We start from the raw sequence: 25967 nt of genomic DNA on the forward strand, positions 1-25967 counted from the left end.
CGGGTGAGTGGGGCGGGGTGCGGGCTCACTCGGTCCACGCCCACATGGCGGGATGGAAGTTGGCGAGGGAGTCCTGGGCGAATCCGCCGAGACCGTCCCTGATCACGGAGACCTGGTAGTCGGGCTCGGGGAGCCAGACCACGGGCAGGTCCTCGGCGAGCGCCTTGCTGTAGTCGAGCATGGCGTCGGAGGCCGAGGAGGTGGTGGTCCGGTCGATCAGCCGGTCCACCTCGGAGTTGGAGTAGCTGCCGAAGTTGGAGCCGCCGCCGCTCGCGAAGAGCGCGTCACCGCTGGGGTAGGCGGGGAAGTACCAGCTGCCCGCGCTGCCGAAGAAGGAGAGCTGCCACTTGCAGGCGGGGTCGTCCTCCTTGCACTGTCCGGTCTGCGAGAGGACCGAGTTGACCGGTGCGGTCTTGATGTCGAAGTCGATGCCGGTCTCCTCGAAGGAGGACTGGAGGGCGCTCATCATGTTGTCCGTCTCCGTGGAGCCGGACTGGGAGAGCACCCGCATCCTGAACTCGGTGCCCTTCTCGACGCCCTCGCCGCACTGCCCCTCGCCGGTGCCCGGTGAGGTGCACACCATCGTGCCGTCCTGCATGGTCCAGCCGTGGTCCGTCAGCAGCTTGCGCGCCGCGGAGTTGGAGAACGGGTACGGCTCCGCCTTCTGCTCGTCCGAGAGGAAGGCGGACGGCTGCCCCTGCGGGACGGGACCGTAGGTGGGTACGGCGGTGCCGTTGTAGAGCACCTTGGACAGCGTCTTCTGGTCGACGGACATCTGGACGGCCTGCCGTGCGTACAGCTGCCGGAAGACCGCGCCCATCTCGGGGTTGTTGAAGTTGTACGGCATGTAGGTGACGGCCCAGCCGGACCACCGCTCGACGTGGTAGCCGAGGTCCGTGAAGGACTTCTTGATCCCGAGGTCGGATGCCCTGATGTAGCCGTAGTCGACCGTGCCCGCCCGCAGCGCGTTCTCCTCGGCGGCCACGGTGGTGAAGGACAGCAGGTTGATCTGCTTGACGTGGGCCGCGCCCCCGCCGTCGTACTTCTCGTTCTCGACCAGCTCCACCCGGCCGGAGGTGGAGAAGGACTTGATCCGGTACGGTCCGCTGACCGTCTTCCACAGCGGGTCGCTCGCGTAGCGGGAGATCTTCTTGCCGGCGTCGATCAGGTACGTCCACACCTTCTCGGCGCCGGCCGGGGTGCGGTCGAGGTCGGAGACGGCTGCGGAGTCGCTGGTCTTGTCCCACACGTGCTGCGGCATCACGCGGATCATGCTCAGCTCGTTGGCGAGCATCCACTGCTGGTTGTAGGCACGGTCGAAGTCGAGCGTGAAGTGCCGGTCGTCGATGGTCCTGAAGGACGACCAGACGTCCGGGGCCTTGCCCGGGCTGTAGCTGGCCCACGACTTCTTGTTCTCCCTGACCAGGTTGAACCAGAACTCGACGTCCCGTGAGGTGATCGGCTCACCGTCGCTCCAGTGACGGTCCCCGAGGGTGATGGTGACGCTCTTGTCGTCCGCGGCGAACTTCGCGTCCGTCGCCAGCGAGTTGTCCTTGTTCCAGCCGATCTCGCCGGTGGAGCCGTCGTAGGCGATCAGCGGTTCCCACAGCACCTGGGATATGGAGGCGTTGTTCGTGTTGAGGTGCCCCGGTGTCCCGATCGGCACGATCCAGTTCGGGGTGAAGTTCGCCGGGAGGGCGTAATTGATCTCGTTCTTGGAGCCGGAGGGGGCGGACACGCCGCCCGTGCAGCCGCTGAGCAGCACGCCCACGGCCGCGCATGCGCCGACGACGAGCGCCCGGCGCCGGCGTGGCGCTGTGCGAGCAGGGGACATGTATCTCCTCCAGGTGAGTGGCCTGGAGGTAGCTAACGCCTGACTCGGTGCATGCACAAACAAAGTTGAGTAACAACTAAGTATCTCCGTTTCTGAAAAAAGTCCCGGCCCTGTCCGGGTCGCGAATTACTGCACTGATCACCATTCACGGGACGGCGTTTCCGGCGTACTGTCTGCATCGGACCGACGATGGGGAAGTAAGCACGTACATGAATGAAATAAGTACGCCCGGCCGGAGGGCGGCAGGCACCTCGGCACTGGCGGCGCGAGCCCTCGAACTCATCGCCTCCGGCCGGGCGACCTCCCGGGCCCAGCTCGCCGAACTGCTCGGCGCCGCGGCCTCCAGTGTCTCGGTGGCCGTGGCCCAGCTCGTCGAGCACGGCCTCGTCGCCGAGGAGGGGACCCAGTCCTCCACCGGCGGACGTCCGCGCAAGGTGCTCAGACTCGGCGGCCAGGACGAGTTCGCCGTCGCCGCCGACCTGGGCGGCAGCCACGCCCGGGTCGGCGTGGTCCTGCCGGGCGGCGAGCTGCGCGACGTCTCCACCGTGCCGCTGGTGATCGCCGACGGCCCGCAGGCGGCCCTCTCCCGGCTCGCCGCCACCCTGGAAGACCTGGTCGAACACCATGGCCGGGGACGGCTGCGCGGTGTCGGTCTCTCCCTGCCCGGTCCGGTCGACACCGCGACGGGCAGCGTCGTACAGCCCTCCCGGATGCCGGGGTGGAACCGCTTCCCCGTCGAGTCCTGGCTCCGGGAGCGCTTCGCGGTACCCGCGGTCGCCGACAACGACGCCAACTGCATGGCCGTCGGGGAGCACATCGCCCGCAAGGGACGCCACCAGCAGGTGATCATGGTGAAGACGGGCACCGCGATCGGCGCCGCCGCCCTCGTCGACGGCCGGCTCTACCGCGGCGGCACGGGAGCGGCCGGGGAGATCACCCACATCCGCATCGCCCGCGGCGACCACGTGCCCTGTTCCTGCGGCAACACCGACTGCCTGGAGACGGTCGCCTCGGGTGCCGCCCTCGTGCGGGTGCTGCGGGACGAGGGCGTGGACGTCACCAGCGCCGAGGACGTGGTGCGGCTGGCCACCGACGCGCACCCGGAGGCCAACCGGGCGGTGCGCAGGGCCGGGGACTACCTCGGCCAGGTGCTCGCCGCGAACGTCAACTTCTTCAACCCGGACGCCGTCTACCTGGGCGGCATCCTCTCCACCGTCGAACCGTTCGTCGCCGCGGTCCGCAGCCAGCTCTACGAGAGCTGCCACCCGCTGGTCACCGAACACCTGGCGATCGAGCGCGCCGTCCTCGGCCCCGACGCCGGCCTCCTGGGCGCCGGACACTCCGCCCTCCAGCGGGCGCTCGCGCAGGCCCTGCGCGAGGTCGGCGGAGCGCAGCTGGACCCGGACCGGTTCCAGACCTCCACCACTTCCTGAAGCAACGCCCCCGCACCACCCGCACGAACGAGGAGCCATGTCCCACCCCAGCGCCCCCACTCCCTCCCGCCGCCCCGTCGTCGCCGTCGCCGGTCTCGGCATCGAGTCGTCCACCTTCTCGCCGGCCCGCACCCAGGCGCCCGCCTTCCACCCCTCGCGCGGCCAGGAGGTACTGGACCGCTATCCCTTCCTCGCCGAGGGTGAGGAACTGCGCGAGGCGGCCGACTGGCACGGCGCCCTGGTCGGCAAGTCCCTGCCCGGCGGCACCGTCACCGCCGCGGCCTGGGAGAAACTCACCGGGGAACTCCTCACCCGGCTCGCCGCCCTGCCCCCGCTCGACGGCCTCTGGTTCGACATCCACGGAGCCATGACCGTCGAGGGCGTCGACGACGCCGAGGCCCTGCTCCTCGAGAAGGTGCGCACGGTCGTCGGCGACGACGTCGTCGTCTCCACCTCCATGGACCTGCACGGCAACGTCTCCCGCGCCCTCGTCCACCGCAGCGACCTGATCACCTGCTACCGGATGGCCCCGCACGAGGACCACATGGAGACCAAGGAGCGCGCCGTACGCAACCTCCTGACGCACCTCGCCTCCGGCGCCCCCCGCCCGCTGAAGGCATGGGTGCCGGTGCCCGTCCTGCTGGCCGGTGAGCAGACCTCCACCCGGATCGAGCCCGCGAAGAGCGTGTACGGGGCCGTTCCCGAGGTCGAGGCGGAGGAAGGCGTCATCGACGCGGCGATCTGGGTCGGCTACGCCTGGGCCGACGAGCCCCGCAACCGGGCCGCGGTCGTCGTCACCGGGCACGACGAGCGGGCCGTGTCCGCGGGCGCCGAACGGCTGGCGCGCGGCTTCTGGGACGCCCGCCACGACTTCGACTTCGTCGCCCCCACCGGCACCTTCGACGACATCCTGGACGAGGCCCTGGCCGGCGAGCGGCGCCCGTACTACGTCAGCGACACCGGCGACAACCCCACCGCGGGCGGCGCCGGCGACGTGACCTGGGGCCTGGCACGCCTGCTCGCCCGCCCCGAGTTCCAGAAGGAGGACGGGCCGACCGTCCTGTACGCCTCGGTGCCCGGCCCCGAGGCCGTGCGGCACGCCGCCGCGGCGGGCGTCGGGGCCACGGTGACGGTCACGGCGGGCGCCGAGGTCGACGACCGGCACGCCGGTCCCGTCACCCTCACCGGCGTCGTGCACGCCGTCCGGCTCGGCGACCGGGACGCCCGCACCGAGGTCGTGATCCGCGTCGGCAGCGCCTACGTGATCCTCACCGAGCTGCGCAAGCCCTACCACCACGAGCACGACTTCACCGACCTGGACCTCGATCCGCGCGGCGCCGACATCGTCGTCGTGAAGATCGGCTACCTGGAACCCGAGCTGTTCGCGATGGCCGCCGACTGGAAGATGGCGCTCACCCCGGGCGGCGTCGACCAGGACCTCGTACGCCTCGGCCACCGCCGCATCCGCCGGCCCATGTTCCCCTTCGACCCCGCCATGGCCGACCCGGACCTGTCCGCCCGCCTCGTCCCCGCCGCCGACCGGCCGCTGACCGGGGACGACGAGTGAGCGCCGCCCTCTCCCCGGCGGGCGCCTGCCTGGAGATCGCCGTCGTCTCCCCGGCCGGCGCCCGCACCGCCCGCGAACACGGGGCGGACCGCGTCGAACTGTGCACCGGACTGGAGTTCGGCGGCCTGACCCCCTCGACCCCGGCCGTCGAGGCGGCCGCCGAGTCCGGACCGCCCGTCCACGTCCTCGTCCGCTGCCGCCCCGGCGACTTCGTGTACGACGCCGAGGAGGTCGCCCTGATGGCCGCCGAGGTGCGCACCGCCCTGCGCGCCGGGGCCCGCGGCGTCGTCGTCGGCGCACTGACCCCGGACGGCGCCCTCGACACGGACGCCCTCGCCGCGCTCGTCGGCGCCGCGCGGGACACCGACCCCGCCGCACAGGTCACGCTCCACCGGGCCGTGGACCAGGCGAGCGACCCGGTGGCCGCCGTCGCGGCGCTGCCGGGGCTCGGCATCACCCGCGTCCTGACCTCCGGGGGCGCGCCCACCGCGATCGAGGGCAGCGCCGTGCTGGCCGCGATGGCCGCGGCGAACCCCGGGCTCGACGTGGCCGCCGGGGGCGGAGTGCGGCCCGGTGACGTCGCCGGTCTGCTGGCGGCGGGCGCCACCTCGGTGCACCTGTCGGCCAAGACCCGGGCGACGCCCCGGCGCGCGGCGGGCTGGGTGCCACTCGGCGCGGGCGGCACCTCCGCCGACGACGACACCCACTTCCTCACCGACGGCACGGTCGTCGCGGCGGCCAGGAGAGCGCTCGACGTGGCCGCCGCCGGCCGAAGGAAGGAGGCCCGGGGAACCCCTCGGTGAACGGTCCGCGGGCCGAACCGGGACACTGGCACCGTGGACGCACTCGCCGGACTGCTCGAGGGCCCCAGGGCCCGTGGCGCCTTCATGATCCGTGCCTGTTTCGACCCGCCGTGGGCCGTGCGCGTCGAGGACCGGGCGCCGCTCACCGTGATGCTGATGGTCCGCGGCGACGCCTGGATCGTGCCCGACGCGGGGGAGCGGCTGCGGCTGCGGGCCGGGGACCTGGCCATCGCGCGCGGCCCCGACCCGTACGTCTGCGCGGACGACCCCGGCACCGCCCCGCAGGCGGTGATCCTGCCGGGCGGCGCGTGCAGCTACCCCGACGGACGCCCGCTCAACGGCTCGATGGACCTCGGCGTACGCACCTGGGGCGACCGCGCCGACGGCGAGGCGGTCCTCCTCATCGGCACCTACCTGGTCCGCGGCGAGATCGGCGGCCGTCTCCTCGACGCGCTGCCCCCGCTGCTGTCCCTCACCTCGAAGGCGTGGGACAACCCCCTCACCCCGCTGCTGATGACGGAGGTCACGCGGGACGAGCCGGGCCAGGAGGTCGTCCTGGACCGGCTCCTGGACCTGCTGGTCATCGCCGCGCTGCGGGCCTGGTTCGCCCGGCCCTCGGCGGAGGCACCGGCCTGGTACCGGGCGATGGGCGACCCGGTCGTCGGCCGGGCGCTGCGGCTGCTCCAGGACGACCCGGCGCACCCCTGGACCGTCGCGTCCCTCGCCGCCAAGGCCGGGGTCTCCCGTGCCGCGCTCGCCCGGCGCTTCACCGACCTGGTCGGCGAACCGCCCATGGGATACCTCACCGGCTGGCGCCTCGCCCTGGCCGCCGACCGGCTGCGCGACAGCGAGGACACCCTGGGCGCCATCGCCCGCCAGGTCGGCTACGGCAGCGCCTTCGCCCTGTCCACCGCCTTCAAGCGCGCGTACGGCGTGAGCCCGCAGGAGTACCGGGCCCCGGCTCCGGCGTAACCTGACAGGCGTGTACGCGGAACGGGCGTCCCGGCTGACCGGCGCGGTGGTGTGGACCAACACCCCGTCCGGGTCCGGCCCCGGACGGGTCCTCCCCGACGGCTGCATGGACCTGCTCTGGTACGACGGCCGGCTCCTGGTCGCCGGCCCCGACACCCGGGCCTACGTCACCGAGGGCGGCGGGGGCTCCTGGGCGGGCGTCCGCTTCTATCCCGGCACCGCACCCGCGCTCCTCGGCGTCCCCGCCGACGCCCTGCGCGACCGGCGCGTCGAGCTGACCGACCTCTGGCCGGCATCCCGCGCACGGCGGCTGGCCGCCCGGGTGAACGCCGCCGCCGACCCCGCGACCGGCCTGGAGGAGGCCGCGCTGTCCCGCGCCGCCGAGACCGGGCCGCCGGACCCGCTGCTGGGCCGCGTCGTCGCCGCCCTCGACGCGGGCCGCCCGGTCGCCGCGACCGCCGACGCGCTCGGCATCGGAGCCCGGCGCCTGCACCGCCGCTCCCTGGCGGCCTTCGGCTACGGCCCCAAGACGCTGGCCCGCGTCCTGCGGCTGCAACGCGCCCTCGCCCTGGCCCGGGACGGCACGCCCCTCGCCGAGACGGCCACCCGCACCGGCTACGCGGACCAGGCGCATCTGGCGCGGGACGTACGGGAGTTGGCGGGCGCGACACCACTCGAGCTGCTGCGCGGCCAGGCCGCCGGACTTGCGCCCGGCTGACCACTTACGGGGCGTCCGGCGCGGTCTCCATGAGCCGCCGTGCCTCGGCCGCCGGGCGGGCGCCGTTACTCGGGCATGAGGGAGCCGCGGTTGTCAGTGGTTGCTGCAACCATGCGTCCATGAACTCGGAAGGCACGGAAAAGAAGACGCTGTCGGCGTTTCTCGCGGCACAGCGAGCCAGCGTGCTGGCCATCGTCGACGGGCTTGACCCACAGGCACTGACCACGTCGGTTCTGCCCTCCGGCTGGACGCCCCTCGGACTCATAGAACACCTGGGTCACGCCGAGAGGCACTGGTTCCAGGAGATCGTCACCGGAGCAGCCGAGCCGTTGCCATGGCCCGACGACCATGCCCCCCTGACCACACCGCGAGAGCCGCGGGTGGTTTTCGCCTTCTACGAAGACCAGTGCCGCCGTTCCGATGCCGTGATCGCCCGCACGCCGTTGTCCGCACCCCCGCAGGGCCGTCATCCCGAACCGCTCGGAGACGAGTTCGGCGACCTGCGCGGGATCATCATGCATGTCGTCGAAGAGACGGCGCGTCACGCCGGGCATCTGGACATCGCCCGCGAACTGCTCGACGGACGCACAGGACTTGGGCCTCGCTGAGCACCGGCCCGCAGCCCGGGGCGCGGGGCCCTGAGGCGTCCGGCCGCGTGCCCGCCGGGACGGTGCGTCAGACCACGGCGAGCCGGTCCACCAGCAGCTCCACCCTCTGGGCGGCGTCCTCCGGCAGCAGCCGTCCCGCCCGGGTCAGGGTCGCGAGGCCGTGCAGGGACGCCCAGAACACCTCGGTGAACAGCGCCGGGTGGACACCGTCCCCGGCGACCTCGGCCAGGCTCTCCAGCAGCGCGGCGAAGGCGTCCTTCAGCGGCTCCGGGGTGTCCTCCCGTGCGTACGCCAGGCCGCCGTCGAGCTGGAACAAGGCGTCGTAGACCGCCGGATTGCGTGCGGCGAAGCCGAGGTAGGTGCGGGCGAGCGCGGCGACCCGCTCGCGTGGGCCGTCCGCGGCGGAGGTCGCGGCACGCACCGCCGCGGCCAGCTCGGCGGCGCCCTGGAGGGCGACGGCGCCGATGATCTCGCGTTTGCCGCGGAAGTGGCTGTAGAGGACGGGCTGGCTGTACTCGATGCGCTCGGCGAGCCGGCGGGTGGTGACCGCGTCCCAGCCCTGCTGCTCGGCGAGTTCACGGGCCGTCGCCACGATGAGGCGCTCCCGCTCCGCCCGTTCGCGCCGCTTGCGTTCCTGTACCGACATGACTGTGATCCTAGCACCGCTAGACAAGAGAGCGGCAGTAGGTCTAGCGTTGCCTCATCATCTAGCGGCGCTAGATCCCAGGAGGGGTCGTCATGCTCAACGCACTCGAGGTGTTCACCACCGTGATCGTCGGCCTGATGGTGGGGGTGGAGTTCTCCGTCGCCTTCGTCATGAACCGGATCTTCAACGCCCTTCCCGAGGACAGTGGCCAGCTCGCCCGCGCCCACGGGGGCCGGATGCTCGGCGCCCTCATGCCGTTCTGGTACATCGGCTCGCTCGTCCTCAGCGTGGTCTGGGCCGTCGCCGGGTGGGACCGCTCCGGCGCCGGACTCGTCGTCACCGCCGCCGCGCTGCTGATCGTGAGCGTGATCATGTCGCTGCTGCTGCTCGTCCCGATCAACAACCGGGGCAAGACGTGGACCCCAGAGAACCGGCCCGCGGACTGGAAGGAGCAGATGAACCGCTGGGACCGCTACCACTACGTCCGCGTCGCCGTCATCGTCGCCGCCTTCGCCTGCCTGGTCACCGCCCTCGTCTGAGCCCGGCCCAACGGCGAGCGGAACAATGTCCGGAAAACGGCCGGCTTGGTGCCGGGGGGGGCGGCCGGAGTCAAGCCAGCGGCGCGAACAGGTCGACGCCGTGGCCGTCGGGGTCGCCGAGCACCGCGTACCGCTGCCCCCAGGGGGCGTCCCAGGGCTCGCGCTCGCCCTTGCACCCCGCGCCCGTCAGCTCCGCGTAGAAGGCGTCCACTTCGGCGGGCGTGTCGCACAGCAGGGCGAGCGAGTGCCGCCCGCCCCCGGCAGGCGGCTCCCATCCGGGAGTGAAGGAACGGATGGACTCCTCGGTGTCCAGGAGCAGCCGGATCCCGCCAGGCAACGCGGCCTCGGCGTGCGGCTGTCCCTCGGAGCCCTCGGGGAAGGCGAAACCGAGCCGGCGGTAGAAGGCCACGGAGGCGGCCATGTCGGAGACGATGAGGCTGATGGCGTTGAATCGTGCGGTCATGGGGCCACCGTAGACAGGGCGCGCGCACCGGGTCTTGAAGAAAACGGACACCCGGACGCGGCGCCGCCCGCCTCAGAAGCTCCTCAAGTCCGTTGAACGCGACCGGGTGCACGGCCGATCATGGCCGTATGTTCGGACGACTCGCCCCACCGGAACTCAACGTCCTCGTCCTGCGCGACACGGACGTCGTCGCTCACGGCATCCGCCAGGCCCTCGCCGAGGCGACGCCGGAGGAACGGCCCGGTCTGGAGCGCGCCGCGGCCCTGGTCGAGCAGGCCGCCGCGGAACCCGACACCGCCCTGTTGGCCCGCTGGGTGCACGAACGCCTCGCCGCGGCCGGTCACGAGGGCCCCGTAGACTCCGTCCGCGCCGTCAAGGCGCTGCGCGAGGCGGCCCCCGGTCTCAGCCTGCGCCAGGCCGTGAAGCTGACGAAGGACGCCGCCGCCCATCAGCCTTAGTCGGCCTGCGCGACCCCTCGACGTGAGATGAACCTCAGTTGAGGACTTCGGCGCGGTACACGCGCACCTCTGTGCGACTGACACCCCCGCAACCCCAAGTACAGCCGTATGGCCGGGAGTGGGGTGTCAGGTGAAGGGCAGAGGGTCCGGCAGGAGCCAGGTGGCCGCCGCCGCTCCACTCACCAGGGCCGTCGCCCAGCCCACCCAGGGGCGTCCGGACAGGGCCCGGGCCGCGTGCGCGGCCTCGGAGGTGACGACCACGCCGCAGACCAGCGCCAGGAACAGGTCGTCCCAGACCGCCTCCGGCCGGCCGACGACGAGCCAGCCCGCCGCGCATCCCGCGAGGCCCACGGCCATGTACGGCCACGGCGCGTACTTCGCCGGGTCCGGCACGGCGCGTACACGGTGCGTCAGGATCAGGACGATGTCCGCGACGATCGCCGTTATCGCAATCACTGGTCCTCCGCCATCAGAACTTGCGTGCCTTCTTCAGGGCCGGGATGCCCGCCTCCAGCAGCCCGGAGACGGCGCGCTCCGCCTCGGTGCCCCCAGGACTGGTCCCACCGGCCGCGACGGCGACGTCGGGCGTGGACAGAAGCACGGCGGTAGCGGCCGGCATGGCTATGCCCGCGGCATGCCAGGTGGTTCTCATGTGCGTACTTTCATGGTCTCGGCACATGACCCGCCGATGTCGTTCCCCCCGGCGGGTCAGGCCGTAAATGATCTTTGAGCGGCGCAATGGAAACACATGTCCTACAAAAATAGCCACTTCGCCCTCTGAACCGGACATCCGCGGCGTACTGCATCGAAGGGTCATGATCCCCAACGGGCTGTACCGCGCCCAGACTTGCGGCTTGCCCCGCCCTCGGGCAGGCCCCTAGTGGGAGTTCCGCTGCTCGGAGGCGCTGGTGGTCGGGAAGCGAGCGGTGCAGCTTTCCGGCGCCCCGTGCCGGTGGCGAGAGCCTCGGTGCGGCGGCCTTGGGCACCCGTCGCGATCGCGGCGATGTTCAGCGCCACGGCTCCGTACGCGTCGGCCGCGCGACCGGAAGAGTCTCACGCCCGGGCACACGGATGCCGCACAGGCTGCTCGGCGCGCGGCCAGGTGTGGAGAGACGGCGTGAGCGGCCCCCCGGAGGGAACGCCCGTACGGCAGGATGACCGCATGATTCGTCACGCGCGTGTCCTGCCGGTGCTGCTGCTGGCCCCGCTGCTGCTCACCGCCTGCGGCTCCGAGAAGGCGGGGGACCCCGGTCCGTCCGGCCCTGCCCCGGCCGCGGCCCCCGGCACCGGCGAACTCGCCTCCCGCGCCCAGGCGCTGGGCGTGGCCCCCGAGCTGGTCTACGTCACCGAGGCCCCCGGCTTCACCCTCGCCCAGCAGTCCGTCGGCGTCCTCGGAGACGACGGCTTCTCCGCCACCTGGGTCGACGGCGACACCAACGCGCTGCTGCGCCTGGCCGTCGACCGGGGCACCATCACGGCCGGCACCTGCCCAGAGCAGCCCGTCGGCGACATGTCCGGCGAGCGCACCACCTGCGCGCGCGACGGTGACGCCTGGTACCGCACCGGTGCCGGACGGCACGAGTACGCGCTGCCCGAGGAGGGGCACGTCGTACGCGTCTCCGCCGAGAAGGACGCCGTGCCGCGCGACGTCCTGCGCGCGGCGGCCCTCGCCGCCCACCGCCCCGACGCCGCCGAGACCGACCGCCTCCTGCCCTCCGCCGACCCCGTGCCCGCCACGCCGGTCGAGCGCGGCGACCTGCCGCCGTTCGGCGACGGGGCCCCCGACAACCACGTGGACGTGGGTGGCTGACCCGGCGACCCGGTTACGCCGTGAAGGCCGCCACCGTGTCCAGACCGGCCTGCCGCAGCGTCCGGTGGACGGCCGGGCGGGCACCCCGGACGGTGAGCGCGACCGGCTTCGGCGTGTGCGTCACCGTCCGCAGCAGCGCGTAGGCGCAGGCCAGATCGATGTGGTCCAGGCCGCTCATCTCCAGGGTCCAGGCACTCGGCTCCCGCAGCCGCGGGTCGAGGAGCAGCTCCTCCAGCACGACCAGCGCGGGCGCGTCCAGGTCCCCGGAGAAGGCCAGCACCGCGTGCCGACCGTCGGCCTCGGCGATCCTTACGGGTGCGTCCGTCACGGCAGCCTCCTCGGTCGCGCATCGCGTGCGTCGTCTCCATTGTCCCCCAGCCGTGGCGACAGGGGCCTGCCGGAATAGATCCCCGGTCGTGTGGCGCTATGCCTTGAGCGGTACGAGAGTGCGGCGAAGGGCTGGTGGGCGCATGCGGTCAGGCCAGACGAACCCCGTGGTCAGGACGGTCCACGGCGCGGTACGCGGCAGGTACGAGCACGGTGTCGCCGTCTTCCGGGGCATCCCCTACGCGGCGCCCCCCTTCGGACCGGGCCGGTTCCGCCCGCCCGTACCCCCCGAGCCCTGGGACGGCGTCCGAGACGCGGGCTCCTTCGGGCCCACGGCCCCGAAACCGCCGTACTCCGAGGCCTTCGCCCGGTACCTGTCCGACCCGGCGATCCCGGGCGACGACTGCCTCAACCTCAACGTCTGGACCCCCGAGCCCGGCCCCGGCGCCCGCCTGCCGGTCCTGGTCTGGCTGCACGGCGGCGCGCTGACCAGGGGCTCCTCCGCCGTACCGGTCTACGACGGCCACACCTTCGCCCGCGACGGCGTCGTCTGCGTGTCGATCAACTACCGACTGGGCGTGGAGGGCTACGGACTGTTTCCCGACGCCCCCGCCAACGCCGGCCTGCGCGACCAGATCGCCGCCCTCCAGTGGGTGCGGGACTCCATCGCCGCCTTCGGCGGGGACCCAGACCGGGTCACCGTCGCCGGTCAGTCCGCGGGCGCCATCAGCACCGGCGCGCTCCTCGCCGCACCCCAGGCCCAGGGACTGTTCCGGCGGGCCGTGCTCCAGAGCGGCGCACCCGAGGCCACCGACCGCGACAAGGTGCGGCGCATGGTCCGCCGCATGGCCTCCCGCCTCAAGATCCCCTCCACCGCCGAGGCCTTCGCCGCCGCCGACCGCGACCAGCTGCTGCGCGCCCAGGCCGAGGTCGGGCGCTTCAGCAGCCCCGTACTCGGCGGCCCCGGCTTCGGCCTCGTCGTCGACGGCGACGTACTGCCCCGTGACCCGCTGGAGGCGCTCCTCGACGGCGACGCGGCACCGGGCGTCGACCTCATGATGGGCTGGACCCGCGACGAGTACCGGCTCTGGCTGGTCCCCGGGGGCCTCGTCGAACGCGTCGACCGACTCGGCGCGGTGGCCCTCGCGGGAGCCCGCGCCCGCTGCCACTGCGGCAACGAGGTGGTCCGCGGCTACCGCACGCTGCGCCCCGGCGCGGGGGCCGCCGAGACCGTGGGCCAGCTCGTCACCGACCACCTGCTCCGCATCCCGATGCACCGCGTGGCCGACGCGCGGCCCGGCTCCTCGCACCTCTACGAGTTCGCCTGGCCGTCCAACCTCCCCCACCTCGGCGCCTGCCACGCCCTGGAGCTGGGCTTCGTCTTCGACTCCGGCGACGGCCCCGACGCACGCAGGCTTGCGGGCGAGGGCGCGCCGCAGGCCCTGGCCGACGCCATGCACGGGGCGTGGGTGCGGTTCGTGGAGTCCGGAGACCCCGGGTGGGAGTCCTGGGACGCCACACACCCCGTGCGGGTCTTCGGCGACGGCGACCCGCACACGGCCCACGGCCCGCTGGACGCCGAGTACGACCTGTGGAAGGCCGACGTCACCGCGTCCCGAACGCCCCGAGGAACGCGGCCCAGGCGCCTGGTCCGACGGTGACGTGTCCCTGCGGGGCTTTGGAGTCGCGGATGTGGACGGCGGTGCCTTCTTGGGCGACCTCGACGCACTCGCCGCCTTCGCTGCCGCTGTAACTCGACTTGAACCACTCAAGTGCGGTGCCGCTACTCATGCTTCTCCCAGGAGACGGTCCAACAGGTCCTTCGTATCCTCGGTGTTGAGGGCCTGCGTCCGCAGCATCGCATACTTCTGAGTGAGGATTCCCACCCCGTCCGGATCAGCGATCAGCTGGCTGCCACGGTGCGTTTCCATATACGCGAGCCGCTGGTAGTCGGGTGTTTCCAAGAGGACGAAGGGGCCGTCCAGTCCCGCGTGCGAGGTGCGGCCGAGCGGCATGATCTGGAGGGTGATGCCCGGCACATCCGCACACTCGCGCAGCTTCCGCACCTGCTGCGTGTGGACATCCCGACCCCCCAGGTGGTCCCTCAGTACCGCTTCCCAGATGACGAAGCTGGTGGTGGGCGGCACCTTGCGGTGCAGGATCTCCTGGCGCTCCATACGCCGTGCCGCCAACTGCTCGATCTCGTCCGCAGCGTAGACAGGCACCCGACTGCGGAAGACGGCGCGGGCGTACTCCTCGGTCTGGAGCTGCCCAGGTACGGCCAGACTCGCGTAGACGGAGATGGCGATCGCTTCCTTCTCCCGATCCAGGTATTCCTCCGCCCAGAGCGGCACGAGGTCGACCTCCGGCATTTTGCTCAAGGCAACCGACAACGCCCCCTTGGTCCCCAGGAGTTCGTCGAGCTGCTCTGCGAGGTCCGGTTTCAGCGGGCGTCGGCCCTGTTCGATCGAGGCGATCTGCTGCTCGCCGATGACGAAGCGCTCGCCCAGGGAGCGTTGGGTGTGCCCCGCCGCCTGCCGGTAGAGGGCGAGCAGCGCGCCCACCATCTTCATCGCGGAGGCGTTCCTCCGTGTCGTCGTGCCCATGAGGTCGAACTCCCCACCCGCGCGTGTACGTTCACCAACGCGCACCCGTACAGACCGGCTGTACGGCCATGCGCACTGTCCCATCATGACCACGGAGCGTGACCCTCGTCACGTGAACAGTGAAACTCCACCCTCGTCCCCACGTGAGCGCTTCTACCGCCGTGAGCGCCGGTCCGTCCCCGCCGCGCGGGCGTTCGCGAGGGAGACGCTCGCCGACTGGGGTGTGCGCGGGCGCGCGGACGACGTGGTGCTGTGCGTCAGCGAACTGGCGACCAACGCCCTGCTGCACGGCGTACCGCCGGGCCGGGGCTTCCTGCTGCGGCTGTGGCTGCTGCCCTGCGGGGACGGCGTACGCGTCGAGGTCCACGACAGCGGGGACGGCGTACCGGCGGTGCCGCTGGACCCGGACGGGTCGGACGAGGGTGGGCGCGGGCTGCTGCTGGTGTCGGAGCTGGCGGACAAGTGGGGCGTGACGGAGCGGGAGCCCGGCAAGGTCGTGTGGTTCGAGTGCGGTGTCCCGGCGGACTGACGGGGCACGCCCGTCTGCCCTCGGGGGCCTTCACCGGATCTCCACGCTCCGTCACCTGCGACGGGTCAGGCCCAGCAGCCGTTCACGGTCGCGGCGAGGCCGTCCATGGCGTCCTTGATGTCGCTCGGGGCGGCCGTCGAGTTGTTCTCGATGAAGGAGAAGATCCGCCAGTCGCCGTCGTCGGTCCGCGTGACACCGCTGAGGGCGATGGCGCCGGTGAGCGTGCCGGTCTTGGCGTGCACCTTGCCGACGGCGCACTCGGAGTTGGGGTCGTCGAAGCGGCCCCACTCCGGGCCGAGGCTGGCCCCGGCCTCGCCGGCGACCGGCAGGCCCTCCAGGATCGAGCCCAGGGCGGGGGACTCCGTGATCGCGTCGAGGAGCTGCGCCAGGGTCGCGGCCGGGATGCGGTCGGCGCGGGAGAGGCCGCTGCCGTCGTGCATCGCGAAGTTGTCGAGGGAGATGCCGTACGAGCTGAGCACCTGGCGGACCAGCGCGGTACCCGCCTCGAAGGTGCCGGGCTTGCCCAGCTCCACGGCGGACATTCGCAGCAGGGTCTCGGCGATGTTGTTGTCGCTGGTCTTGAGCATCTTCTTGACGATGTCCGACAGCGGCGCCGACTTGTGCTGCGCCACCGGTACGTCGGACTGCTTCGCCGTCTGGCGGCCCACCTCGCCGGTGACGGTGACGCCCTGCGCGGCGAGCTGCTTCGCGAAGACCTTGCCCGCGTCGATCGAGGTGTCCTGGACGGCGGCGCCGTCGACGACGAGGGAGCGGACCGGCGCGACCTCGGTGGGGTAGTAGCCCTCGTTCCAGCCCTCGGCGAGGCTCGGGTCGGCGAACAGGCTGTCGTCCACCCGGACCTGGACGTCGGTCCGGCCCGCCGCCTTGAGGCCGTCGGCGGCGGTCCTGGCCAGCTCGGCGACGTCGTCGCTCGTGAGGGTGCGGTCACCGCCGCCGACGAGGGTGAGAGTGCCCTCGCCGTACACGACCTTGGTGGTGAACTCGTGGTTCGCGCCGAGCAGCGTCAGGGCCGTGGTGGCCGTGGCGAGCTTGGCGTTGGAGGCCGGCATGAGCGCCGTTGAGCCGTTGTGGTCCCACAGGGCGGTGTCCGAGTCGGCGTCGAGCACGACGCCGCTGACGTCGGTGCCCAGGCGCTCGTCGGCGAGGCGCTCGTTGAGGTTCTTGACCAGCTGCGCGTCGTCGGCGGCGAGGTCGTCGACCGAGATGCCCTGTGGTCGCGGGGTGTTGTCGTCGGCGGCGAAGGCCGAGGTTCCGGCCAGCGTGGCGGAGGCCACCGGCACGGCCATCGCGAGCACGAGGGCCCGGCGTGCGCCGACGCGGCTCACTCTCGCCCTGCGATGCCTGCGCCGTCCGCCCGGGGCGAAGGTGTTCGTGGGGGTTTCCTCTGGCGTACCAGTCATGAAGTGAAATCCAAAGATCGGTTACTTCGTTCTGTGGGGGTGAAGCGTTGGGCACGCTACCAGCCGTCATATGAAGGGCTCGGACGGAAATTGACGGCGTGTGAATATCTTGCGACCGAATGGGCGGACGGCTGTCCGAGCGCATTCGAAAGGGGGATTCTCCCGCTGCCGAAGGGGCAGGCCCGCTGCCCTTCAGTTCCCCGGGACGCGAGTCCTGCGGGCATCGCCCCGCCACCGGGCGCGCAGCACCGCGCCGCCGGCCACCGCCAGGCCCGCCACCGTCGCGGCGGCGATCGCCCGCCCCAGTCCGGAGCCCGTCCCGGACACCGGAACCGCCGCCGCGGCCGCCACCACGCCCGCACCCGCGCACGCCGCGGCCGCCTCGCCCCACACCCGTGCGGTCCCTCGCCCCCACCGCCACGGCCACGTCTCACTCGTCACCAGGTAGGCGACCAGTAGCCCGATCACACAGGCGCCCTCCCACCAGGCCGGTTCCCTGAAGGCCGCGATCACCACGACACCCGACGCCAGCAGCGTCGTCCGGTGGCGCAGCAGCCGGTAGGACCACCAGGCCGCCTCCACCGACGGCCGCCGGTCCAGCGAGGGCGCCGCCCACAGCGCGAACGCGACCGCGCAGACCAAGGGCACCGCTTCCCCGGCCGTGTCCACCGTCGCCCACGGCCGCCAGGCCATCACGACCGCCGCCGCCCCCAGCACCCGCACCGGCACCGTGCCGATCCAGTAGCCGAGGTACTCACGGAGGCCGACCCGCGTGTCCAGCGCCGTCATCCCGCGCGCCCCCTTCCGCCGACCCGCCCCGCCAGCAGTGGCGCCAGCGCCAGATCCAGTGACTCGCCCTCGGTGTGCCGCAGGACCGGCACGCCGCTGTCCCGCAGGGCGAACCGCATCGCGTCGCGCTCCGCGCGCCACAGCCGCAGCCCCAACTCGCCCGCCTCGTCGCCCGGTTCCACCACCGGGTCCCCGCTCGGTATCTCCACGACGACCGGGCGGCGCCCCCGCGCCTGGAGGTCCCGCAGCACCTCCAGGATCCGTGCGTCGCTGAGCGGGGTGAACACGTACACCAGGGCCCCCTCCGGCAGCGCGGGCGGCGGGACCCGCTCCAGCCCGTCGCCGCCGAAGGAGCGGTCCTTGCGGACGTCGAGGACGCTCTCCACGATGCGGTAGAACGCCGCGTCCCCGGTGCCCGGCGCCAGCCACCGGGTGGTGCCGCCGGTGGAGACGACCCCGACCCGGTCATGGGTGCGCAGATAGGCCCGGGCGAGCCCGGCGGCGGCCCGCACCGTCTCGTCCAGGGACGACAGCCCGGTCGCCGGGTCGACGACGTCCCCGAACGCGTCGATCAGCATCACGGTGTCGGCGGCCCGCTCGGCCGCGAACCGGTGCAGCTGCACGGCCCCGCGTCGGGTCGTCGACGGCCAGTGGATGCGCCGCTGCCGCTCCCCGGGGACCCAGGGACCCACCCCGATGACCTCGACGCCCTCCCCGGACTGCGGCGAGGCGTGTTCGCCCAGCCGCTGCGGCAGCCGCACCGGGATCGGCGTGAACCGGGCCTGCGTGGCGCGCGGGAACACCGACACCTCGGCCGCCTCGACGCGCACGGTGCGGCGCACGGTGCCGCCGGGGTCGTACACGTCGACGTCCACCGGACCGAGCGACCAGCGGCCCCAGTGCAGCGCCGTGTGGCGCAGCGTCACCGTGGACGGGCCGACGACGACCTCGTCGAGGCGCAGGCCGGGGCCGAGCGTGACACCGGGGTCGAGGCGCACGGCCTCGCCGTCGTGGGCCAGCGCGATGCGGACGGTGACCGTGTCGCCCTCGAAGCAGCGCCCCGGCTCGACGGTCGTCGACGTCTCGACGCGGCGGGCGTGGGCGCGGGGCAGTGCCAGCGCGAGCAGCACCAGCGGTGCCGCCGCGAGTGCCAGCAGCCAGGCCCGGCCGGTGACCAGCGCGGCGGCCAGGGCCACGACGGCGACGGTCAGCAGGCGCAGGGTGCGCTCACTGGGGCGCGGGCCGCCGGGTGGGGGTGGCGGTGGCTGCGTCGGGGCGGTGCGTCCCTCCAGAGCGCGGACCACCGCCGGGCTCGGCCGGGTCGCGGGGGCCGACGCGACAGCCGTAGCCGTAGCCGGGGCCGGGCGCGGTGCGGGCGCGGTCACGACGACGCTGCGGCCGTACGCCGCGTCGTAGGCGTACCCACGCTGTCGACTATCTCGCGCAGCACGTCGTCCGTGGACATCTCGCGCACCCACAACTCCGGCCGCAGCGACACCCGGTGGGCCAGCGCGGGCACCGCGAGGTCCTTGACGTCCTCGGGGACGACGTAGTCGCGGCCGTCCAGCACGGCGCGGGCGCGGGCGAGCTGGACCAGGGCGAGTCCGCCGCGCGGCGAGGCCCCGATGCTGATCTGGGGGTGGTCGCGGGTCGCGCCGACGAGCGCGACGGCGTACTCCAGCAGGTCGTCGTCGATCTCCACCCGCTCCACGACGGCCCGCCACGCCACGACGTCGTCCGGCCCGGCGAGCCGTTCCAGTACGGCCTCGGGCGCGGCCCGGTCGATCCGGGCCCGCAGCATCGCCAGCTCCTCCTGCGCGGCCAGATACCCCATGCGCACCCGCAGCTGGAAGCGGTCGAGCTGGGCCTCGGGCAGCGAGTACGTGCCCTCGTACTCCACCGGGTTGGCGGTGGCGATCACCAGGAAGGGGTCGGCGAGCGGCCGGGTCTCGCCGTCCACGGTCACCTGCGACTCGGCCATCGCCTCCAGCAGCGCGGCCTGTGTCTTCGGCGGCGTCCGGTTGATCTCGTCGGCGAGCAGCAGGTGCGTGAAGACCGGGCCGGGGTGGAAGACCATCTCGCCGGAGCGCTGGTCGTACAGCGGCGTCCCGGTGACGTCGGAGGGCAGCAGATCGGGCGTGAACTGGATCCGGCGGAAGTCCAGGCCGAGGGTGGTGGCGAAGGACCGGGCGAGGAGCGTCTTGCCGAGTCCCGGCAGGTCCTCGACGAGGACGTGGCCGCCGGCCAGCACGGCCAGCATCACGTGTTCCAGGGCGTCCGGCTTGCCGACGACGGCACGGCCGATCTCGCACAGTACGGCACCGGCCTGCTCGGCGACCTGCTCGGCGGTGCGGAGCCGGTTCGTGGAGGTAGTCGTCACGTCGCTTGGTCCTTACCGGTACGGGGGCTGCGGGTGCGGGTGCGGGTGCTGGGGGCGCGGGTGCTGGGGGCGCGGGTGCCGGAAGTGCGGGGTGAGCCGAGTGCTTCGAGCCGGTCGACGAGGCGGCGCAGCACGTCGAGGGGCACCTCGCCGTCGGGGCCGGTGCCCGGTGGTACGGGCCCCAGCCACGGCCACAGCTCGGGGCCGACCAACTCGGCGGCCCGCTCGGGCTGGTGCTCCAGGGACACGTGGTGGTGCTCGGCGAGCGCGGCCGCGTACAGGCGGCGCAGCTCGGTCCGGAGCACCGCCCGGTAGTAGAGGGCGCCGTCGGGTCCGGTGGACGTGCCCACGTTCCGCCGCCACTCGCCCATGCCCGGGGCCCGGGTCCGCAGCAGCCGCACCTCGTCGCGGTACGCGGAGTCGAGGGCGCCCGCTCCGGCGACGTACCGGGCGGTGAGCACGGCCACGGCGACGAGCAGGGCCACGAGGGCCCCGGCGGCCACGGGGCCGTCGAAGAGCAGGACGAGCAGGACGCCCGAGCCGGCGACCGCGGCGCCGAGCAGCCCGAGCCGGGGCAGGCTGAGCATGGCGTCTTGCGAGGTCTCCGCCACCGAGGTCTTCTCCGCGGGCCGGTTCACCGCCCCGCCTCCCGGTCCGTGCCCGTGTCCGCGTCCGTGTCCGCGTCACGGTCCCGGAGCAGGGACGCGATCTCCTCCAGGGCGTCGGCCGCGGCCTTCCGGTGCGAGCCGTCCATCGGGTGCGAGGAGTAACGGGCCTCGCGGAACAGCGCGGTCAGACGCGGCGCGGCCTGACCCGGCGTGAAGCCCGCGCCCGCGGCGCGGGTGAGCAGGTCGGCGGGGCTGTCGGAGGTGTGCCGCGGCACACCGGACGCGGCGAGGGCGTCCTCCATCGCGGCGTAACAGGCGATGACGGCCGCCCGGGCGTCGTCGTCCGTCCCGGCCAGGGCGCGGCGGCCCGAGTCCACGGCGGACAGCAGCAGCCGCGCGTCGTCGTCCTGCGTCGCGGCGCCGGGAAGGCCGGGGCGCTGCGGCACCCTCAGGCCGAACCGTCGCAGCCGCCGCAGGACGGCCACCACGACGAGCACGACGGCGACCGCGGCCAGCAGCGCGAGCACGAGGTACAGCGGCAGGGAGGAATGGTCCGCCGAACCGTGCCGCTGCCGGGGCGGGGGAGTGACGAGGGTCGGCGTGGGGGCCGGGTCACGCGCCAGGGGCGGGGGCGGGCCGGTCGTGCTCTCGCCGGTGGAGAAGCGGTGCAGGACCAGGGCCAGGACGCCGATGACGCCCGCCGCGCCGAGCAGCAGGGGCGCGGCGGCTTCCCGCAGCCGCTCCTCACCCGGCGGCAGCGAAAGGCGGTCGGCGCCGAAACGGGGACGAAGGCGCTGTACGACCGTCCAGGCTCCGAAGGCCCAAGCGACGGACGCCCCGATCGCCACGAAACCCCAGTGACCGAGCGGACCCCGGCCGGAGTGGAGCAACCCCTCCGCGGGCCGCAGCGCGAGCGCGGCGACGGACAGCGTCCCGACCACCACGGCGGCGGCCACCACCCCCGGTGCCACCCGGTGTCCCGTCCGCTCCCCGTGTCCCATGCCGTGGCCCCCCGCCGAACCCGTCGCCGCCCCCGAACGCCTGTTCACGGCAATATTGGCACATGCCGCACGGGTCACTCCCGGGACAGGGCCCGCGCGACCGACGTGATCGTCTCCGGCCCCACCCGGCAGCAGCCGCCGACCAGCCGGGCCCCGCGCTCCCGCCAGTCCCGCACCCGCTCGGCCACGTACGACGAACGCCCGCGCCAGTCACGGGCCTTCGCGTCCCACGTCTCCCCGCTGTTGGGATAGGCGACGACCGGTTTGCCGGTGACGCGGGCGGCGGTCTCGACCGCGCCGGGCACGTCCTCGGGGGCGCAGCAGTTGACGCCCACGGCGATCACCTCCGCCGCGTCGGCGGCCAGGGCGAAGGCCTCGTCCAGTGGCTGCCCGGCGCGGGTGCGGTCCCCGGCCACCGTGTACGACAGCCAGGCGGGCACGCCCAGTCCGCGCACCGCCCGCAGCAGCGCCGCCGCCTCGTCGGTGTCCGGGACCGTCTCCAGCGCGAGGACGTCGGGCCGTGCGGCGGCCAGCACCTCCAGGCGGGGGCGGTGGAAGCGCTCCAGTTCGCCCCTGCCCAGGCCGTACCGTCCCCGGTACTCGGAGCCGTCCGCGAGCATCGCCCCGTACGGGCCCGCCGACGCCGCCACCCACAGGGGGCGGTCCGGGCGGGCCTGCCGCGCCCGGCGGGCGGCCTCGCGGGCCGACTCCACGCTGAGCGCCAGCAGTTCGGCCGCCCGCTCCCGCCCGATGCCGCGCCGGGCGAAGCCCTCGAAGGTGGCCTGGTAGCTGGAGGTGATCACCACCTCGGCGCCCGCCTCGAAGTAGGCGAGGTGGGCCCGCGTGATCGCCTCGGGGTCCTCGGCGAGCAGCCGGGCCGACCACAGTGCGTCGCCCAGGTCGTGCCCGGCCGCCTCCAGCTGGTTGGACAGTCCGCCGTCCAGCACGAGCGGGCCGGAGGCGAGGGCGTCGGCGAAGTCGCTGGTCATGGCACGAGGCTACGACCTGTCCGGCGGGGCCACGGGGGCTTGTCCCCCGTGCGAGCTACAGACAGGTGTCCACCGTGAGGTGACGATCTGCGGCCGCCGGATCCGTAGCGTCCTTCACAGCCCGAGGCGCTCGAGTTCCGGGCCCGACGAAGGAGTTTCCGTGAGGTTCGTGTGGCAGTTCCTGGCCGTGCTGGCGGCCTACGCCCTCGGTGGCATCGCCGTCCAGGCGGTGAAGGACAACGACTGGCTCACGCTGGTGGTCGGTCTCACGTCGGTCGCGCTCGTGGTGTTCGTGTACGCCTGGGTGGTGCGGCGGACCGAGCGCCGGGAGGCCCTGGACGTTGCTCTGGACGGCGCCGCGGCCAAGGCGGGCTGGGGAACGCTGATCGGCTTCGGACTGTTCGGGGCCGTCATCACGAACCTCTTCGCCTCCGGGTACTACGAGGTCGACGGACTCGGCTCGGTACAGGGCGCGATCGGGCTGGTCGGGTTCATGGCCGCCGCCGCCGCGACGGAGGAGGTCGTGTTCCGCGGGGTCCTGTTCCGGATCATCGAGGAGCACATCGGCACCTACCTCGCGCTGGGCCTGACCGGCCTCGTGTTCGGCCTCATGCACCTGCTCAACGAGGACGCCACCCTGTGGGGCGCCCTCGCCATCGCCATCGAGGCCGGGTTCATGCTCGCCGCCGCCTACGCCGCCACCCGCAACCTCTGGCTGGTGATCGGCGTCCACTTCGGCTGGAACTTCGCCGCGGGCGGCGTCTTCAGCACCGTCGTCTCCGGCAACGGCGACAGCGAGGGACTGCTGGACGCCACGATGTCCGGCCCGAAGCTGCTGACCGGCGGCGACTTCGGCCCGGAGGGCAGCGTCTACTCGGTCGGCTTCGGGGCGCTGCTGACGCTGGTGTTCCTGTGGCTGGCGCACCGGCGCGGGAACGTCAAGCCGTTCGGCTCCCGGCGTGCCGCGCGTGCCAACTCCACCGCTACACTGCCCCGATGATCGATCGCCGACGGGTCCTGGAGCGGTGGCGCCGGCTCGACGTCACGGCCCGGGATCTCCCGCTCGGGGTACTGCTCCTCGTCGCGTCGCTCCTGCCGGAGCTACGCGGTCAGGGCACGGAGATCGGCGGCCTGCCGACCCGTCCCGCCGACGCGCTGGCCGGGGTGGCGGCCGTCCTGCAGTCCATCCCGCTGGCCGTGCGCCGGCGGTGGACGCTCGTCTGCCTCGCCCTCGTCTCGCTCGGCTTCGCCCTCGACCAACTGCGCGGCTACCACATGTTCGCGGGGGCCGCGCTCCCCATCGTGCTGATCAACGCGGGCTCCCACCAGGAGAAGTACCGGCGTGCCACGCAGGTCGCCGCCACCCTGGCGTACGTGGCCATGGCCGTGGGGCTGAACGCGCGCGGCGGCGACGAAACGCTGGTCGAGTACGTGACGTTCTACCTGATCCTCGCCCTGGCGTGGGGCGTCGGAGCCTGGATGCGCTCCGCGCGGGCCGCGGAGGCCGAACGCCGCAGCCGGGTCGCCGAGGACGCCCGCAACGCCGAACGGACCCGCATCGCCCGCGAGTTGCACGACGTCGTGACCCACCACGTGACCGCGATGGTCGTGCAGTCCGAGGCGGCCCGGTACCTGACCGCCGCGCCCGAACGGCTCGACGAGAGCCTGGCCGCCGTCAGCGACACCGGCCGGCGGGCCATCACCGACCTGCGGCACCTGCTCGACCTCCTCAACCCCGACCACGGCACCGCCGAGCCCAGGACGCCACCCGTCGGCCGGGTGCTCACGCTGGTCGAGCAGACCCGCCGGGCCGGGCAGCCGGTGGAGTTCACCGAGGAGGGCACCCCGGCGGCGGCCACCGGCAGCTCCGACCTCGTGGCCTACCGCGTCGTGCAGGAGGCCCTGACCAACGCCCTCAAGTACGATCACGGCGGCCGAACCTCGGTCCTGGTGCGGCACGGCGAACGGGAGATCACGGTGGAGGTCGGCACGGACGGCTCCGGCACGGGGGCCGCGTCCCCCGGCGGCAGCGGGCGGGGGCTGGCAGGCCTGCGCGAACGGGTCGACGTGCTGGGCGGCGAGTTCAGCGCGGACCGTGCGGCGGGCGGCGGCTTCGTCGTCAAGGCCCGGATACCCGGGGGGAGCACGGCATGAGCGCGCCCGTCCGGGTCGTGATCTGCGACGACCAGGCACTGATCCGCACCGGTCTGACGACCATCGTCGACGCCCAGCCGGACCTCGAGGTGGTCGGCGAGTGCGGGGACGGGCAGACCGGGGTCGACCTGGCCCGCGAACTGCGCCCGGACGTCGTCGTGATGGACATCCGCATGCCGGTGCTCGACGGCCTGGAGGCCACCCGCCTGCTCGCCGGTGCCGGGGTGGAACACCCCGTCAAGGTGCTCGTGGTGACGACGTTCAACCTCGACGAGTACGTCTACGAGGCGCTGCGCGCGGGCGCGAGCGGCTTCCTGCTCAAGGACGCGCCGCCGGACCGGCTGCTGCACGGCATCCGTACCGTGGCCATGGGCGCGGCGCTGCTCGACCCCGATGTGACGCGCCGCCTCGTCGGCCGGTACGCGGCCCGCATCCGCCCCGCCGAGGGCACCGTCCGGGACATCCCGCTCACCCCCCGGGAGATGGAGGTCCTGCGCCTCATCGCGGACGGCCTCTCCAACAGCGAGATCGCCGCGGCCCTCGTGATCAGCCCCGAGACCGTCAAGACCTTCGTCTCCCGCATCCTCACCAAACTCGACCTCCGCGACCGCGTCCAGGCGGTCGTCTTCGCCTACCGCCACGGCCTGGTGACCTGACCCGCCGGACGGCCGCTCAGCCCCGAAGTCGAGCGCGCATCTGCGACAGACGCCGGTCGAAGCGGAGGTTGTACCAGGTCAGCCAGCCCATGAACACGATGGCCAGGCCGAGCATCAGGCTCCCGGCGCCGACCGAACCCGAGGCGAACCACAGGGCCGACGTACCGAAGAAGATGAGCGCCAGCATCGGGAACGCCCACCAGCGGTTGCGCCGCAGCCGCTCCTGGCGCGAGTCGACCAGCGCCGCCATCGCCCGCCGCCGCTCGGGGTCCCGGGGCGCCGCTCGGCCCTTGAGGATCTGCCGCTCCATGCCGGGCACGTCCGCCGGTTCCGCACCGACCGCTCCCGCGTCGCGCACCCGCCGACGGCGCACCCACCACACGATCCAGGCGGCGGCCGGTACCGCGCCCACCACGGCCGACGGCCACGCCGACGCGCCGTTCATCAGCAGCCGTATCCCGACGCCCACGACCAGCGCGATCGCACCGATGGCCCAGAGCCTGTCCTGCCACCGCGGCCGCGGACGGTCGTCGCCTCTGTCTGCGCTCGCCATGTCACCTCTCCTGGGGAAGATGTGGAAGTCCGGTGCAGGCCGGATACCCCCGATCCCCCGGAACACTTCGGCCGCGGCCGAAGCAACGGGCCCCTAGCGTGCA

General features: G+C 73.2%; 30 protein-coding genes. 14 read left to right on the plus strand and 16 right to left on the minus strand.

The genetic code is table 11. From position 1 onward, the window contains the following. Positions 1-25: 25 nt before the first annotated feature. The gene (locus tag ACFYZ3_RS18365) at positions 26-1834 is read right to left on the minus strand and encodes a peptide ABC transporter substrate-binding protein (protein WP_388518488.1); all 1809 of its coding nucleotides are present in this window, start codon (positions 1832-1834) and stop codon (positions 26-28) included. A gap of 209 nt (positions 1835-2043) precedes the next feature. Between ACFYZ3_RS18365 and ACFYZ3_RS18370 the strand changes: the two genes are divergently transcribed. From ACFYZ3_RS18370 to ACFYZ3_RS18395, 6 genes are all read left to right on the plus strand, one after another. Next, a complete protein-coding gene (locus ACFYZ3_RS18370) occupies positions 2044-3267 on the plus strand; it encodes an ROK family protein (protein ID WP_388518491.1) in 1224 nt (407 codons plus the stop codon). Positions 3268-3304: 37 nt separating this feature from the next. After that, positions 3305-4834: a M81 family metallopeptidase gene (locus ACFYZ3_RS18375; protein ID WP_388518494.1), complete on the plus strand. Its 1530-nt coding sequence runs from the start codon at positions 3305-3307 to the stop codon at positions 4832-4834. Next, on the plus strand, positions 4831-5637 hold the full coding sequence (locus ACFYZ3_RS18380) for a copper homeostasis protein CutC (RefSeq protein ID WP_388518497.1): 807 nt from the start codon (positions 4831-4833) through the stop codon (positions 5635-5637). The genes ACFYZ3_RS18375 and ACFYZ3_RS18380 overlap by 4 nt, the downstream gene beginning before the upstream one ends. A 33-nt stretch (positions 5638-5670) precedes the next feature. After that, positions 5671-6609 carry an AraC family transcriptional regulator gene (locus ACFYZ3_RS18385; protein ID WP_388518500.1) on the plus strand — a complete coding sequence of 313 codons (939 nt, stop codon included), beginning with the start codon at positions 5671-5673 and terminating at the stop codon, positions 6607-6609. A gap of 10 nt (positions 6610-6619) precedes the next feature. Further along, positions 6620-7327 carry a helix-turn-helix domain-containing protein gene (locus ACFYZ3_RS18390; RefSeq protein WP_388518503.1) on the plus strand — a complete coding sequence of 236 codons (708 nt, stop codon included), beginning with the start codon at positions 6620-6622 and terminating at the stop codon, positions 7325-7327. A gap of 119 nt (positions 7328-7446) precedes the next feature. Beyond that, positions 7447-7935: a DinB family protein gene (locus ACFYZ3_RS18395; RefSeq protein WP_388518506.1), complete on the plus strand. Its 489-nt coding sequence runs from the start codon at positions 7447-7449 to the stop codon at positions 7933-7935. Positions 7936-8002: 67 nt separating this feature from the next. Here ACFYZ3_RS18395 and ACFYZ3_RS18400 read toward each other — a convergent pair whose 3' ends face one another. Continuing rightward, entirely contained in the window at positions 8003-8581 is a 579-nt protein-coding gene (locus ACFYZ3_RS18400; protein ID WP_388518509.1) for a TetR/AcrR family transcriptional regulator, read from the minus strand. Between the two features lie 92 nt (positions 8582-8673). Here ACFYZ3_RS18400 and ACFYZ3_RS18405 point away from each other — a divergent pair, with 92 nt between their 5' ends. After that, positions 8674-9120 (plus strand): DUF1772 domain-containing protein, encoded by a 447-nt coding sequence (locus ACFYZ3_RS18405; RefSeq protein WP_388518512.1) that lies wholly within the window; start codon positions 8674-8676, stop codon positions 9118-9120. A 70-nt stretch (positions 9121-9190) separates the two neighbouring features. Here the strand turns inward: ACFYZ3_RS18405 and ACFYZ3_RS18410 are convergent, their stop codons facing one another. Beyond that, on the minus strand, positions 9191-9583 hold the full coding sequence (locus tag ACFYZ3_RS18410; protein WP_388518515.1) for a VOC family protein: 393 nt from the start codon (positions 9581-9583) through the stop codon (positions 9191-9193). 128 nt (positions 9584-9711) lie between these two features. Here ACFYZ3_RS18410 and ACFYZ3_RS18415 point away from each other — a divergent pair, with 128 nt between their 5' ends. Further along, positions 9712-10041: a hypothetical protein gene (locus tag ACFYZ3_RS18415; protein WP_388518518.1), complete on the plus strand. Its 330-nt coding sequence runs from the start codon at positions 9712-9714 to the stop codon at positions 10039-10041. Between the two features lie 126 nt (positions 10042-10167). Here ACFYZ3_RS18415 and ACFYZ3_RS18420 read toward each other — a convergent pair whose 3' ends face one another. Next, positions 10168-10497 carry a hypothetical protein gene (locus ACFYZ3_RS18420; RefSeq protein WP_388518521.1) on the minus strand — a complete coding sequence of 110 codons (330 nt, stop codon included), beginning with the start codon at positions 10495-10497 and terminating at the stop codon, positions 10168-10170. Between the two features lie 13 nt (positions 10498-10510). Next, complete coding sequence (locus tag ACFYZ3_RS18425) at positions 10511-10693, minus strand: hypothetical protein (RefSeq protein WP_388518524.1); 183 nt, start codon at positions 10691-10693, stop codon at positions 10511-10513. A 510-nt stretch (positions 10694-11203) separates the two neighbouring features. Between ACFYZ3_RS18425 and ACFYZ3_RS18430 the strand changes: the two genes are divergently transcribed. Further along, the gene (locus ACFYZ3_RS18430; protein WP_388518527.1) at positions 11204-11851 is read left to right on the plus strand and encodes a hypothetical protein; all 648 of its coding nucleotides are present in this window, start codon (positions 11204-11206) and stop codon (positions 11849-11851) included. 13 nt (positions 11852-11864) lie between these two features. Here ACFYZ3_RS18430 and ACFYZ3_RS18435 read toward each other — a convergent pair whose 3' ends face one another. Continuing rightward, complete coding sequence (locus tag ACFYZ3_RS18435; protein ID WP_388518530.1) at positions 11865-12179, minus strand: STAS domain-containing protein; 315 nt, start codon at positions 12177-12179, stop codon at positions 11865-11867. A 142-nt stretch (positions 12180-12321) separates the two neighbouring features. Between ACFYZ3_RS18435 and ACFYZ3_RS18440 the strand changes: the two genes are divergently transcribed. After that, positions 12322-13839: a carboxylesterase/lipase family protein gene (locus tag ACFYZ3_RS18440; protein ID WP_388518534.1), complete on the plus strand. Its 1518-nt coding sequence runs from the start codon at positions 12322-12324 to the stop codon at positions 13837-13839. Here ACFYZ3_RS18440 and ACFYZ3_RS18445 read toward each other — a convergent pair. Together ACFYZ3_RS18445 and ACFYZ3_RS18450 are read right to left on the minus strand one after the other, a co-directional pair. Next, on the minus strand, positions 13784-13969 hold the full coding sequence (locus ACFYZ3_RS18445; protein ID WP_388518536.1) for a DUF397 domain-containing protein: 186 nt from the start codon (positions 13967-13969) through the stop codon (positions 13784-13786). The two genes, ACFYZ3_RS18440 and ACFYZ3_RS18445, sit on opposite strands and share 56 nt — an antisense overlap. Continuing rightward, positions 13966-14784, minus strand: coding sequence for a helix-turn-helix transcriptional regulator (locus ACFYZ3_RS18450; RefSeq protein ID WP_059298578.1), 819 nt, complete (start codon positions 14782-14784; stop codon positions 13966-13968). The genes ACFYZ3_RS18445 and ACFYZ3_RS18450 overlap by 4 nt, the downstream gene beginning before the upstream one ends. An 85-nt stretch (positions 14785-14869) precedes the next feature. Between ACFYZ3_RS18450 and ACFYZ3_RS18455 the strand changes: the two genes are divergently transcribed. Continuing rightward, positions 14870-15313, plus strand: coding sequence for an ATP-binding protein (locus ACFYZ3_RS18455; RefSeq protein WP_388518539.1), 444 nt, complete (start codon positions 14870-14872; stop codon positions 15311-15313). Between the two features lie 65 nt (positions 15314-15378). Here the strand turns inward: ACFYZ3_RS18455 and dacB are convergent, their stop codons facing one another. From dacB to mmuM, 7 genes are all read right to left on the minus strand, one after another. Continuing rightward, complete coding sequence (gene dacB, locus ACFYZ3_RS18460) at positions 15379-16734, minus strand: D-alanyl-D-alanine carboxypeptidase/D-alanyl-D-alanine-endopeptidase (RefSeq protein WP_388518542.1); 1356 nt, start codon at positions 16732-16734, stop codon at positions 15379-15381. Positions 16735-16926: 192 nt separating this feature from the next. Continuing rightward, positions 16927-17523 carry a hypothetical protein gene (locus ACFYZ3_RS18465; RefSeq protein ID WP_388518545.1) on the minus strand — a complete coding sequence of 199 codons (597 nt, stop codon included), beginning with the start codon at positions 17521-17523 and terminating at the stop codon, positions 16927-16929. After that, positions 17520-18908, minus strand: coding sequence for a DUF58 domain-containing protein (locus tag ACFYZ3_RS18470; protein ID WP_388518547.1), 1389 nt, complete (start codon positions 18906-18908; stop codon positions 17520-17522). Before ACFYZ3_RS18470 ends, ACFYZ3_RS18465 begins: the two co-directional genes overlap by 4 nt. Next, positions 18905-19903, minus strand: coding sequence for an AAA family ATPase (locus tag ACFYZ3_RS18475; protein ID WP_388518550.1), 999 nt, complete (start codon positions 19901-19903; stop codon positions 18905-18907). The genes ACFYZ3_RS18470 and ACFYZ3_RS18475 overlap by 4 nt, the downstream gene beginning before the upstream one ends. Further along, positions 19900-20541 carry a hypothetical protein gene (locus ACFYZ3_RS18480; protein ID WP_388518553.1) on the minus strand — a complete coding sequence of 214 codons (642 nt, stop codon included), beginning with the start codon at positions 20539-20541 and terminating at the stop codon, positions 19900-19902. The genes ACFYZ3_RS18475 and ACFYZ3_RS18480 overlap by 4 nt, the downstream gene beginning before the upstream one ends. Beyond that, the gene (locus tag ACFYZ3_RS18485) at positions 20538-21560 is read right to left on the minus strand and encodes a DUF4129 domain-containing protein (RefSeq protein WP_388518555.1); all 1023 of its coding nucleotides are present in this window, start codon (positions 21558-21560) and stop codon (positions 20538-20540) included. Before ACFYZ3_RS18485 ends, ACFYZ3_RS18480 begins: the two co-directional genes overlap by 4 nt. A gap of 26 nt (positions 21561-21586) precedes the next feature. Continuing rightward, positions 21587-22501, minus strand: coding sequence for a homocysteine S-methyltransferase (gene mmuM / locus ACFYZ3_RS18490; protein WP_388518558.1), 915 nt, complete (start codon positions 22499-22501; stop codon positions 21587-21589). A gap of 160 nt (positions 22502-22661) precedes the next feature. On the opposite strand from mmuM, the gene ACFYZ3_RS18495 reads away from it, so the two are divergent. From ACFYZ3_RS18495 to ACFYZ3_RS18505, 3 genes are read left to right on the plus strand one after another with little or no spacing between them, the layout of a single operon-like run. Next, entirely contained in the window at positions 22662-23501 is an 840-nt protein-coding gene (locus ACFYZ3_RS18495) for a CPBP family intramembrane glutamic endopeptidase (protein ID WP_388518561.1), read from the plus strand. Next, a complete protein-coding gene (locus ACFYZ3_RS18500) occupies positions 23498-24655 on the plus strand; it encodes a sensor histidine kinase (protein WP_388518563.1) in 1158 nt (385 codons plus the stop codon). Before ACFYZ3_RS18495 ends, ACFYZ3_RS18500 begins: the two co-directional genes overlap by 4 nt. Further along, positions 24652-25311 carry a response regulator gene (locus ACFYZ3_RS18505; RefSeq protein WP_388518566.1) on the plus strand — a complete coding sequence of 220 codons (660 nt, stop codon included), beginning with the start codon at positions 24652-24654 and terminating at the stop codon, positions 25309-25311. Before ACFYZ3_RS18500 ends, ACFYZ3_RS18505 begins: the two co-directional genes overlap by 4 nt. Before the next feature lie 16 nt (positions 25312-25327). Here the strand turns inward: ACFYZ3_RS18505 and ACFYZ3_RS18510 are convergent, their stop codons facing one another. Then, the gene (locus ACFYZ3_RS18510; protein WP_388518569.1) at positions 25328-25864 is read right to left on the minus strand and encodes a hypothetical protein; all 537 of its coding nucleotides are present in this window, start codon (positions 25862-25864) and stop codon (positions 25328-25330) included. Positions 25865-25967: the final 103 nt, after the last annotated feature.

It is taken from the genome of Streptomyces sp. NPDC001599 (genome assembly GCF_042893535.1).
Lineage (GTDB): Bacteria > Actinomycetota > Actinomycetes > Streptomycetales > Streptomycetaceae > Streptomyces.